This is a genomic window from Sorangium sp. So ce1335 (assembly GCF_051521615.1).
GTDB lineage: Bacteria > Myxococcota_A > Polyangia > Polyangiales > Polyangiaceae > Sorangium.
Genome location: NZ_CP150363.1, coordinates 3,901,800 through 3,913,352, shown reverse-complemented (window position 1 = coordinate 3,913,352; position 11,553 = coordinate 3,901,800). Strand labels below are relative to the sequence as shown.

Sequence of the window (11,553 nt, the reverse complement as noted above, 5' to 3'; positions counted from 1 at the left end):
AGGGACCCCCCGCGCGGCTCACCAGCTCGCCGGGGCCCTGTCGCGGAACACGCCGCCCTGCGGGCCGTCGCTCGGCAGCAGCGCGAGCCACACCGGCGTCTCGGCCCCCTCCTCCACCGACCGCGGCGCGTTCGCGCCGCCCATGTCCGTGCGCACCCAGCCCGGACAGGCCGCGTTGCAGAGGATCCCGCGCCCATCGCCCGCGAGCTCCCTCGCGAGGACGCCGGTGAGCGCGTTCAGCCCGATCTTCGAGACCGCATAGGCCGACGACGGCCACCCCTCGGCCGTGTGCCGCCCCGCGCGCACGTCGTCGACGAACCTGCGCATCAGCCCGACGAGCTCATCGCGCCTCAGGTCGTCCTTCCCGAGCTGTGCCCCGAGCGACGCGGAGACGCTGCGCCGGTCTCCGAGCCCGCTCGTCACCATGACGACCCTCCCCTCTGGCCGCATCAGCGGGAGGAGCGCGTCCGTCACGCGGAGCGGTCCGAAGAAGTTGACGTCGATGGTGGCGCGCGCGACCTCGGCGTCGAAGCCCTTCATCGCGATGCCCGCGTTGTTGACGACGATGTCGACGCCGCCGTGCTCGGCCGCGAGCGCGCGCGCGAGATCCGCGACGCTCGCCTCGTCGGACACGTCGAGGCGCCGGGGCTCGACCGAGAGCCCCTGCTCCGCGAGCGCGGCCGCGGCGGCGCGGCCGCGGCCCTCGTCCCTGCTCCCCAGCACGACGTGGACCGCGCGGCGCGCGAGCTGCCGGCAGATCTCGAGCCCGATCCCCCTGTTGCCGCCCGAGACCACGGCCACCCGCTTCATCGCGCGGTCTCCCTCACGCCCCCGCCTGCTCCTCGAGCTCGTCCGCCGACGCGCTCTGCGCCGGAGAGCGGCGCGGGGGCTCGAGGACGAGCGGCAGGATCTCCTCCATCGAGGACACGAGCGTGATCTTGATCTGATCCTTCACGTCCTGCGGCACGTCCTCGAGGTCGCGCCGGTTCTTCGCGGGGATGAGCACGTGCCGGATGCCGGCGCGGTGCGCCGCGAGGAGCTTCTCCTTCACGCCGCCGACAGGCATCACCCGCCCGCGCAGGGAGATCTCCCCCGTCATCGCGACGTCGCTCCGCACCGGCGCGCCGAGGAGCAGCGACGCCACCGCGGCGAACATCGTCACCCCGGCGCTCGGCCCGTCCTTCGGCGTGCCGTGCTGCGGGATGTGGACGTGCAGATCGATCTCCTTGAGCCACTCGGGATCGAGGTGCAGCCGGTCGGCCTTGCTGCGCACGAAGCTCACCGCCGTGCTCGCCGACTCCTGCATCACGTTCCGCATGTTGCCGGTGAGCACCACGTTGCCCTTGCCCGGCATCTTCGTCGCCTCGATGAAGAGGATCTCGCCGCCCGCCGGGGTCCACGCGAGGCCGGTCGCGACCCCGGGCTGGAGCGTCCGCTCGGCCAGCTCGGGCCGGTGCTTGTGCGGGCCGAGCACCTGCTCCACGTGCTCGGGCGTCACCACCTCGCGCACGTCCTGGCCCTCGGCGACCTTCACCGCCGTCGCGCGGCACACCGCCGCGACCTGCCGCTCGAGGCCGCGCACGCCCGCCTCGCGCGTGTAATGGTCGACGATCGACGCGACGCCCGCCTCCGTGAACTCCAGGCGCTCGTCCGTGAGCCCGTGCGCCGAGAGCTGCTTCGGCACCAGGAACTCCCGCGCGATCCCGAGCTTGTCGGTCCGCGTGTAGCCGGGCACCTCGATGACCTCCATGCGGTCGACGAGCGGCCCAGGGATGCCGTCCCAGTTGTTCGCCGTCGCGAGGAACATCACCTGCGACAGATCGAACGGCAGGTCGAGGTAGTGGTCCTGGAACGTCGAGTTCTGCTCGGGGTCGAGCACCTCGAGGAGCGCCGCCGCCGGGTCGCCGCGCAGGTCGACGCCCATCTTGTCGACCTCGTCGAGCACGAGCACCGGGTTCCGCGTCCCCGCCTTCTTGAGCGCCTGCAGGATGCGCCCGGGCAGCGCGCCGACGTACGTGCGCCGGTGGCCGCGGATCTCCGCCTCGTCGCGCACGCCGCCGAGCGCGATGCGCTCGTAGCGCCGCCCCATGCTGCGCGCGATCGACTTGCCGAGCGACGTCTTGCCGACGCCCGGCGGCCCGATGAAGAGCAGGATCGGCCCCTTCTTGTCCGAGCGGAGCTGCCGGATCGCCGAGTACTCGACGATCCGCTTCTTCACCTTCTCGAGCCCGAGGTGGTCCTCGTCGAGGCAGCGCCGCACGCTCTCGACGCTGAGCTTGTCCACCGTCGTCTTGGACCACGGCAGATCCGCGATCCACTCGAGGTACGTCTTCGTCACGTTGAATTCGGCCGACTGCTGCGCCATCGAGCGCAGACGGCTGAGCTGCTTGCGCACGACCTTGTCGACCTCCGGCGGCACCTTGGCGCGCCGGATGCGCTCGCGGAGCTCCTCGATCTCGTCGTCGTCGCCGCCCTCGCCGAGCTCCTCCTTGATCGACTTCATCTGCTGCCGGAGGATGTACTCGCGCTGCGACTTGCCCATCTCCTCCTGCACCATGGAGGAGATCTCCTTCTTGACCCGCAGCACCTCGAGCTGTCGGCCGACCATCGCGAGCACGAGGCGCACGCGCGCCTTCACGTCGAACGCCTCGAGGATCTCCTGCTTGTCGCCGACCGACGCCTGCGCCTGCGGGAAGTTCGAGGCGATGAGGTCGGCGAGCGCGCCGGGCTCGCGCACGTTGTCCAGGATGCCCGCTGTGTCGCGCGGCAGGTTCGGCATGAGGCCGAGCACCTCGCGCGTCGCCTCGCGCAGGCCGGCGCCGAGCGCCTCGAGCTCCACGTCGCGCACGAGGGACTCCGGGATGCGCTCGATCCGCGCGCGCATGTACGGCTCCAGCGAGAACGCCGCCTTCACCCGGAAGCGACCGAGCCCGTTCAGCACGACGGAATAGTTGTTCGGCCCGAGCCGGATGACCTTCACCACGCGCGCGATGGTCCCGACGGAGTAGAGCTCCTTGAACGTCGGCTCGTCGACGTCCGGCGACCGCTGGCTGATCACCCCGACGAGCGCGCGCTCCCGGCCGAGGAGATCCTCGACAAGGCGGACGCTCCGAGGCCGTCCGACGTTGATCGGCACGACCGACATCGGAAACAGGACCGAGTTGCGGAGCGGGAGGATCGGGACGCTGTCGGCGTCGGGCGAGGGGGGCGTTCGCGAAGAAGGATCGCCTGTCGGCATACGGACAACCCTAGTACAGCGCTCTTCGCGAAGCCATGTCGCGGGCAAGCCGCTAGAAGTCCTTGATCTTCCAGACCCCGTGCTCTCGGATGAGAGCGACCGTGCCACCAGCGCCGTAGGACATCGACGCGCTGTCCCCGGTCTCCTCGATGGTCGCGGTCGGCAGCGCCGCCTTGATCGCCTGGACGACCCGGTTGATCTGCTCCCGCTGCGGCCCCTCCCAGGCGGCCTTCAGCTTGTCGGGCGTGAGCTGCGCCGCCCCGGCCGTCCCGGGCCGACCGCCGGCCTTTTGCGACGCGTCAGCGCGCGCGCTGCCCGCCGCGCCCGCGGGCCCAGCGGGCTGCGCCGCGCCCTCTCCGGCCGCAGCGCTCGCCTCGCCGGCGGCTGCGCCCGCCTCGCCGGGCGCGCTGGCCGCCGGCTCGCCGAGCCCTTCCTTCTCGGCGTCGGGAACGTAGCGCATGATGACGTCGTAGCGCCGGCGCTCGAAGGCGCGCAGGAACCCCACGAGGGCCTGCCGCGGCGTCGCCTGGCCGTAGAGATCGACCGCCGCCGCGTCGAGCCGCCAGCGGCCCCCCTCGAAGACGAGCAGGAGCTCCTCGCCGTTCGGCATGGTGACCGTCGCGGTCACCACCGGATCCGCCGCGGGCCGCGCGATGGCGCGGGCGATCTCGAGCGCGTCGTCCGGGTTGTCCCGGACCGCGCGCCGGAAGGCCTCGAGCGACATCGAGCGCTTGGCCTCGTCCGAGAGCAGCCGGTAGGCCGCGTCGACGCGCCCCTCCTGGAGCGCCTGCGCGTAGGCCCGGAGCGTGTCGCTCGGGCCCTGCTGGGCGTAGCTCGATCCGCACGCGGGGAGCGCCAGCAGGAACAGGAGAAGGGCCGTTCGCTTCACGGATCCGGCCATAGCACACGCGGCGGCGAGCGCGCAGGCGGCGCGCGGCGGGGGCGCGCGCCGCGCCTCGATCCGCGCCGCGCGCCCGCGCGACGCCCGTGTCACTTCGCCAGCTTCAGGACGGCCCCGTCCCTCACCGGCGTGCCGTCGTCCTGATCCGGCGAGCCCTCGTTGATCCAGTAGACGGCCGCCGCGTCGACAGCGACGCTGCCCGGCCGCTGCTGCTGCGAGGCCAGCACCTCCGGCTCGCCGCCGTCCTTCGGCATGCGCACGACCGTGCCCGCGTCGCGCCGGGTCCAGTAGATGTGGTCCTCGTCCAGCGCGAGCCCGTTGAGCTGGCCCTGGCCCGACGCGATCTCGGCGGCCTCGCCGACCTCGTCCTCACCCAGCGCCGCCCGAAAGACGCTGCCGCCCTCGAAGCTCGCCCAGTAGACCGCCACCGCGTTCCCCTGGCCGTCCGCATCGAGCGCGATCTCCCGCGGGGTCAGCTGCTCGGAGGCGACGAGCAACGTGGCCCCTCCCCTGCTGCACGCCACCGCGCCGTCGGTCCTGCCGAGCGTGCCCTGGTAGGTCCAGCACACGGTGTCCCCGGCGCTGGCCACGCGGTAAGGCGACGCGACGACCGCGGCGGGCGGCGCGAGCTCCTCCGGCGCGCCGAGCTCGACCTCGGCGCCGGCGCCGCTCAGCGTCGCCCGGAAGACGCCGCCGCCCCAGAGCTCGGTCCAGGTGAGCGTGTCGCCGGAGAGCGAGAGCCCCTCGGGCTGCTCGAGGTCCTCGAGCAGCGCGCGCGGCTCGCCGCCAACGAGCGGGGCCGCCATCAGCGTGCCGTCCTCCGCGTTCGTCCAGAGGACGACCTGCCGCGCCTCGTCGATCGCGAGGTCCCGGGGCGAGGCCTGCGCCGCGCCGAGGATCAGCGGCTCGCCGCCGCCCTGCGGCGCGACCTTCAGCTCGCCGTCGCGCCGGGACATGCCGGCGTCGTCGAAGGTGGCGCCGGAGATCCAGGCCACGCCGCCCGCGGTCACGCGCAGCGACACCGGGTGGACCTGCGCGACGGCGACAGGGATCGGCGCCGACGCGTCGGGCTCGGTGTACTGGCCCCCGCCGGACGCCGACCAGGGGCCACACGTCGGCAGGTCCGTGCCCTTCCTGCGGCACTTTCCCTCGCCGGCGGGCGCGATCGCGATCCCCGCGAGCTTGCCCTGCTGCGCCCGCCGGCACACCTCGACGGGCAGCCGGAGGACGTTGCCGTCCTCGACCCGGAAGCCCGCGTCGCTCTCGGCGTCGAGCGGCACGAAGCACGCGCGCTCGCCGCAGATGCCGCCGCCTTGCGTGAGCAGCGCGACGTTGATCTCGCCGCCCGGCGCGGCGGCGAGGCAGGAGGTCTCGTCGGCGGCGAAGGCCTCCAGATCGACCGGCGCCGACGCGGCGGCGGCGAAGCACCGGAGGGTGTCGAAGCAGAGCCCGTCGCTGTCGCCGTCGCCCCCGCCGAACACGGCCGCGGCCTCGTACTCGGGCAGGGCGCGCGCGTCGATCTCGCGCGGCACGCACGAGCCGGCGACGCAGCTCTGGCCCTCGGGGCAGCCGTTCTTCACGCGCACGTTGCCCTGCGCGTCGCGCAGCGCGTTGCCCTGCGCGTCGCGCTCGACCTCGGCCGAGCCGTCGCAGAGGAACTGGATGGGCATGTGGAGCGTCGCGGTGCGGCCCTCCGGGACGGTCGTCACCACCTCGCGGAGCAGCCGCACCCCGTCCTTCCCGCCGCGGCTCGCGATGACGCGGACCTGCAGCGCCTGCGTCGGATCGTCCGGGGTGAGGAAGCCGAGCGTGGCCGGCAGGCGGATCGAGCCCTCGCCGCCGAGCCGCTCGAACGTCTCGTCGTAGACGACCGACCCGTCGAGCGTCGCCTCCACCCGGATCGTGTCGATGTCCTTGGGCAGCGACATGTCCGTCTGGAAGACGACCATGAGCTGCCCCTTCTCGCCGCCGCAGGCCGGGACCCCCGCCGCCGCCGCGAGGGTGAGCAGGCACACCGCCGCGATCGAACCCGCCCTCGTCCGCCTCGTGCGCATCAACGCCTCCTTCCAAACCCGAGCGGGACCGTGCCGAGGCTGCCCTGCTCGGCCGGCGTGCCCGGCTCGAAGAGCAGGGCGCCCGCGACGAGCGCGCCGGCGAAGATCGCCGCGCCGCCGCCGATCCATAGCCATCGGCTCGCGCCGCCTCGCTCCGGCGCGCGCTCCAGCGAGACGTCGATGCGGCGGAGCTCCTCGTCGCGCACGAGGATCGAGACCTCGTGGGGCGTCATCCCGGGCGCTGTCACGCGCAGCGCGTGGGTCCCGCTCGGCACCGATCCCTCCCAGCGGCCCTTGCCCACCACCTTGCCGTCGAGCGCGATGAGGTCGTCCTTGCCGGCGACGATCGCGAGCCTCCCCCGGTGCACAGCCCTGTCGAGCCGCGCCAGGAGGGCGACGCGGCCGCCGCCCACCACCTTCTGCCGGCGGACGAAATCGACGAAGCCGGGCTTCGACACGCGGATGAGGCGCTCGCCGATGTCGATGGGCACCGGGGCCTCGATCGGCGTCGTCCCGACCGGCTCGTCGTCCACGAACACCGTCGCCCCCGGCTCGCTCGCCGTGATCTCGAGGTGGGAGACGTACGCGCCGGCCGCCTGGATCAGGTCGGCGATGTCCTGCCGGTCGCGCGCCGACAGCGCGGCGCCCGCCTCGACCTCCATCCGGCGCAGCGTGGCGAGCATCTTCGCGTAGCGCCGCAGGTTCTTCTGGCAGAGCGCGACGTTCCAGAGCAGGCGGTGATCGCGCGACAGCTCGTGGGCGCGCTCGAAGCGCGCGAGCGCGCCCGCGTAGTCGCCCTCCTTGAACAGCGCCGTGCCCGCCCCGTGCTCGGCCTTCGCCATGCCGGTCAGCGACTCCGAGAGCGGCGTCTCGGCCGGCGCAGCGGGCGCCGGCTGGGCCGACGCAGCGGGCGCCGGCTGGGCCTGAGCGACGCTCGCCGCGAGCCCGACGCTGAGCGCGGCCGCGACGGCGCGCCACCCCTGGCCCAGGTGCTTCCCTCGCATCGAATCTCCTTGCTCCGGCGGAGACAGTCCTCGCGGGCCGAGCTCCGGTCGCCGCGATGCTACCCGATACGCGCGCCACGCGGACAACAACGGAAACGTCATGGACGAATCGCCTTTGCTCCGCCTGCGCTGGCGAGGATACCATCCGGCGCTCATGAGAGGCCTCATCACCGCGGGCGCGGCGCTCGCGGGCGCGCTCGTCGGAATCGCCCTGCGCTCGTCGCCCGCGCGCGCAGAGGGGCCTGGCGCCGTCGCGCTGAGCCGGTTCGAGCCGACCCCCGCGGTCGACCCGCTGTTCGCCGTGCCGTCGCCGTTCATCGGCGGACACCTCGTCCCGCGCGGGCTCGTCGTGCTCGATCACGCGGAGGATCCGCTCACGATCTCGGATGGCGCGGCGCCCGAGCGCCCGGTCGTCGACAGCCAGTCGCTGCTGCACGTCGGCGGATCGCTCTCGCTCTGGGATCGCCTGCTCGTCTCGGCCTCGCTGCCGCTCGTGCTCGCGCAGAGCGGCGACGGCCCTGCCGCCGCGGCCGGCATGGGCGCGCCCGAGGCGCCGCCGTCCCCGGCGATGGGCGATCTGCGCCTCGGCCTGCGCGTCCGGCTGCTCGGCGACGAGGGCGACGCGCTCCAGATCGGCACGGGCGCGGCCCTGCACCTGCCCACGGGCGCCTCGGACGCGTATATCGGCGAGGGCGCGGTCCGCGTCACGCCGCAGATCCTGCTCGGCGGCCGCGTCTCGCGCGCGGTGTGGAGCGTCGCGGGCGGCGCGGTGATGCGGAGCTCCGGCAACCCGTCGACGCTCACCTACGGCGGCGGCGCGGCGGTGCTCCTCCTGGACGAGCGGCTCCAGGTCGGCCCGGAGCTGTACGCGGAGACGATGCTGCAGGGCGGCTCGCTCGCGCTGACCGGGAACGAGCGCGTCGCGGTGGACAGGACCACGAGCGCCGAGCTGCTGCTGAGCGCCCGGCTCCGCCCCCTCGCGGGCCTCGTCGTCGGGGCGGCCGCCGGGCCGGGGCTCGGGGAGGCGATCGGCACGCCGTCGTTCCGCGCGATGGCGATGGTGGCGTGGGCGCCTCCCGCGCCCCCGCAAGAGAGCGCGGCAGACCCGGACCCGGACGCAGACGGCATCGCCGGCCCCGCGGACGCGTGCCCGTACGCGCACGGGGCGGCCAGCGCGGACGCACGGCGAAACGGCTGCCCCGTCGAGGACCGCGACGAGGACGGCGTCGCCGACGAGGACGACCGGTGCCCCGACGACGCGGCGGCGGGCGGCGGCGATCCGGCGCGGCGCGGCTGCCCCGCGGACCAGGACGGCGACGGCTTGCCCGACGCGCTCGACGCGTGCCCCGCGGAGAAGGGCGACGCCGCGGGCGGCGCGACGCGCCCCGGCTGCCCCGCCGCGGCGCCGAGCGAGCCCGCGGACCAGGACGGGGACGGCCTGCTCGACGACGCCGACGCGTGCCCCGCGGAGAAGGGCCCGGCGAGCGACGACCCGGCCGCGCGAGGCTGCCCGACGCGGGTGCGGGTGCAGGGCGCGCAGGTCGTGCTCCTGGAGCCGGTCTTGTTCCGCGTGCTGAAGAGCGACCCGGCGCCGATCGACCCGAAGAGCGAGGCGGTGCTCGCCGAGGTGCGCGACGTGATCGCGCAGCACCCGGAGTGGGCGAAGATCGAGGTGTCGGCGCACACGGACGGCGCGGGCAACGCCAGGTTCAACGAGACGCTCTCGGCGGCGCGCGCGGAGGCGGTGCGCAGGTGGCTCGCCGACCGGGGGATCGCGGCCGAGCGGCTCGTGGCGAAGGGATACGGGTCGAGCCGGCCGATCGCGGACAACAAGAGCGCGGCCGGGCGGGAGAAGAACCGGCGGATAGAGATCCTGGTCCTGGAGAAGAAGCAGCCCTGAGGCCGCGATGTCCGGCGCCGTGACGGCGACGGGCCCGGTCGGGTCGCGAGGCGCGGCCCGGGGAGCAAGAGGGAGATGATGAAGCGAACCGTCATGGCCACAGCGCTCGGCATCACGCTGGCGATCGCGACGGCGCCGCGCAGCGCGGCGGCGCAGTGCTCCAGCGCGGGCCCCTCTCAGGAGCTCGTCGATGGCCTCAACTTCCTGTGGGATGTCTACACGGACGGGGTGATCCAGGGCGGGACCAACGACGCCTTCGACACCGGCATGCGGCTGCGGGTCGACGATGTCTTCTTCCCCGCCTCGGACCGGGCGGCGGCGGAGATGGATGGGCGGCAGATCGTCCACGGGCCGGCGCTCCTCGGACGGCTCGAGGTCACCCGGAAGGTGTACGTGCCCGCGGACGCAGGGTGGGCGCGCTTCCTGGAGATCTTCCACAACCCCACCGGCGGCGCGCTCACCGCCGTCGTGCGGATCGAGACGAACGTCGGAGCCGACCGCGGCACCGTCATCACGCAGTCGCACAGCGGCGATCGGGAGTTCACGCCGGCGGATCGATGGCTCGCCACGGACGACGTCGACATGGCCGGCGATCCGAGCCTGCACTTCAACTTCCATGGGCCCTCCGCGTCGCTCGCGCCGAAGAGCGTGGGGATGACCGTCTTCGACTGCGCGGGGACCGAGGGGCCCTTCGTCGAGTTCGTCCTGCCGGTGCCGCCCGGAAGGACGCAGGTCCTCATGCACTTCGGCGGCCAGCGCGGGAGCCAGGCCGAGGCGCACGCGAGCGCGATGTCCCTCGACACGGTCCCCGAGGAGATGCTGCTCGGGATGACGAGGGCGGAGCGCGTCGGCGTCGTCAACTGGGACATCGACGACGGCATCGACGACGACAGCGACGACGACGGGGCGAACGACGCCGAGGACAACTGCCCGTCGACGCCGAACCCCGATCAGACAGACACCGACGAGGACGGCGCCGGCGACGCCTGCGATCCCGACGACGACGGCGATGGCGCGGCCGACGCCGAGGACAACTGCCCGTCAACGCCGAACCCCGATCAGACAGACACCGACGAGGACGGCGACGGCGACACCTGCGATCCCGACGACGACGGCGACGGCGTGCCCGATGCCGCCGACAATTGCCGGCTCGTGCCCAACGCCGATCAGACAGACACCGACGAGGACGGCGCCGGTGACGCCTGCGATCCAGACGACGACGGCGACGGCGTACCCGACGCCGGCGACAACTGCCCGCTCGTGCCCAACGCCGATCAGTCCGATCTGGAGGGCGACGGGGCCGGCGACGCCTGCGATCCAGACGATGACGGCGACGGCGTGCCCGACGCCGCCGACAACTGCCCGTCGGTGCCCAACGCGGGGCAGGAGAACAACCCCGCGGAGTCGCCGCCGGACGACATCGGGGACGCGTGCGACAGCGACGACGACAACGACGCGCACGTGGATGGGGGCGACAACTGCCCCCTCGTCCCCAACCCCGATCAGGCCGACGAGGACGCGGACGGCCGGGGTGACGCGTGCGATCTGAACGCCAGGGACATGGATGACGACGGCGTGGAGGACGGCGTCGACAACTGCCGCGCCGTACCGAACCCCGACCAGGCCGATCTCGATCGCGACGGGGACGGCGACGCGTGCGACGACGACGACGACGGCGACGGAACCCCGGACAGCACGGACAACTGCCCGGTCGCGTCGAACCCGAGCCAGAACGACGCCGACGTCGACGGGGCCGGCGACCGCTGCGACGACGATGACGACGGCGACGGCGTTCCCGACGCCGACGACAACTGCCCGCTCCTGTCGAACGGCGCGCAGGAGGACACGGACGGCGACGGCGTGGGCGACGCATGCGCCTGCGACGCGCCGCCGAAGCCCGACGGTACGCCGTGCGACGACGGCGATCCCTGCACGCTGACCGACGCCTGCCAGGGCGGCGTCTGCAAGGGCAGCGATCCGCTCCAGTGCGCGCCCTCCGGGGACGTCTGCACCGCTGCGCGGTGCCATCCGAGGTACGGCGAGTGCGCCCTGTTCCCGAACGAGGGCGCCCGCTGCCCCGGCGGCACCTGTGTCGCCGGCGGCTGCGTGCCGGACGGCGCGGGCGCTGGAGGCGGGGGCACAGGCGGCGACGGTGAGGGTGGCGCGGGCGGCGGCGGCGACGGGGGTGACGGCGAGGGCGGCGGCCCCGGTGCGGGCGGCGACGGGGGCGCCGGCCAGGGCGGCGGCATCGGCGCGGGCGGCGACGGGGGCGCTTCGCAGCCCGGCGGCGGCACGCCGCGGGCGCACGGCAACGGCTGCGGGCTCGCGGCGCGCGCCGAGGGGCCGCCGGCGTCCTCGTCCGTGGGGTTGCTCGCCGCGATCGCGGCGCTCCTCGCCGGTCGCCGGCGTCGACGGGGCGACGCGCCCACATCGGCCAGGTAGCGACGGAGCGCTGC

At 74.1% G+C, this 11,553-nt stretch carries 7 protein-coding genes; 2 read left to right on the top strand and 5 right to left on the bottom strand.

Annotation, left to right across the window (positions count from 1 at the left end; translation table 11 throughout):
• Positions 1-18 precede the first annotated feature (18 nt).
• From WMF24_RS14535 to WMF24_RS14515, 5 genes are all read right to left on the bottom strand, one after another.
• A complete protein-coding gene (locus tag WMF24_RS14535) occupies positions 19-810 on the bottom strand; it encodes an SDR family oxidoreductase (RefSeq protein ID WP_437736994.1) in 792 nt (263 codons plus the stop codon).
• Positions 811-823: 13 nt separating this feature from the next.
• Positions 824-3,238, bottom strand: coding sequence for an endopeptidase La (gene lon, locus WMF24_RS14530; RefSeq protein WP_437736993.1), 2,415 nt, complete (start codon positions 3,236-3,238; stop codon positions 824-826).
• Between the two features lie 52 nt (positions 3,239-3,290).
• Positions 3,291-4,127: a hypothetical protein gene (locus WMF24_RS14525; RefSeq protein ID WP_437736992.1), complete on the bottom strand. Its 837-nt coding sequence runs from the start codon at positions 4,125-4,127 to the stop codon at positions 3,291-3,293.
• Positions 4,128-4,228: 101 nt separating this feature from the next.
• Positions 4,229-6,193, bottom strand: a complete 1,965-nt coding sequence (locus WMF24_RS14520) for a hypothetical protein (protein WP_437736991.1) — start codon at positions 6,191-6,193, stop codon at positions 4,229-4,231.
• Positions 6,193-7,197 carry a PEGA domain-containing protein gene (locus WMF24_RS14515; RefSeq protein WP_437736990.1) on the bottom strand — a complete coding sequence of 335 codons (1,005 nt, stop codon included), beginning with the start codon at positions 7,195-7,197 and terminating at the stop codon, positions 6,193-6,195. Before WMF24_RS14515 ends, WMF24_RS14520 begins: the two co-directional genes overlap by 1 nt.
• Before the next feature lie 154 nt (positions 7,198-7,351).
• On the opposite strand from WMF24_RS14515, the gene WMF24_RS14510 reads away from it, so the two are divergent.
• Positions 7,352-9,097, top strand: a complete 1,746-nt coding sequence (locus WMF24_RS14510) for an OmpA family protein (protein WP_437736989.1) — start codon at positions 7,352-7,354, stop codon at positions 9,095-9,097.
• Between the two features lie 75 nt (positions 9,098-9,172).
• Positions 9,173-11,539: a thrombospondin type 3 repeat-containing protein gene (locus tag WMF24_RS14505; protein ID WP_437736988.1), complete on the top strand. Its 2,367-nt coding sequence runs from the start codon at positions 9,173-9,175 to the stop codon at positions 11,537-11,539.
• The last annotated feature ends 14 nt before the right edge of the window (positions 11,540-11,553 follow it).

Bases quoted from the DNA above. Each gene is read 5' to 3' on its own strand.
- WMF24_RS14535 (WP_437736994.1), bottom strand. From the start codon at position 810: ATGAAGCGGGTGGCCGTGGTCTCGGGCGGCAACAGGGGGATCGGGCTC.
- WMF24_RS14520 (WP_437736991.1), bottom strand. From the start codon at position 6,193: ATGCGCACGAGGCGGACGAGGGCGGGTTCGATCGCGGCGGTGTGCCTG.
- WMF24_RS14505 (WP_437736988.1), top strand. From the start codon at position 9,173: ATGATGAAGCGAACCGTCATGGCCACAGCGCTCGGCATCACGCTGGCG.
- WMF24_RS14510 (WP_437736989.1), top strand. From the start codon at position 7,352: ATGAGAGGCCTCATCACCGCGGGCGCGGCGCTCGCGGGCGCGCTCGTC.
- lon (WP_437736993.1), bottom strand. From the start codon at position 3,238: ATGCCGACAGGCGATCCTTCTTCGCGAACGCCCCCCTCGCCCGACGCC.
- WMF24_RS14515 (WP_437736990.1), bottom strand. From the start codon at position 7,197: ATGCGAGGGAAGCACCTGGGCCAGGGGTGGCGCGCCGTCGCGGCCGCG.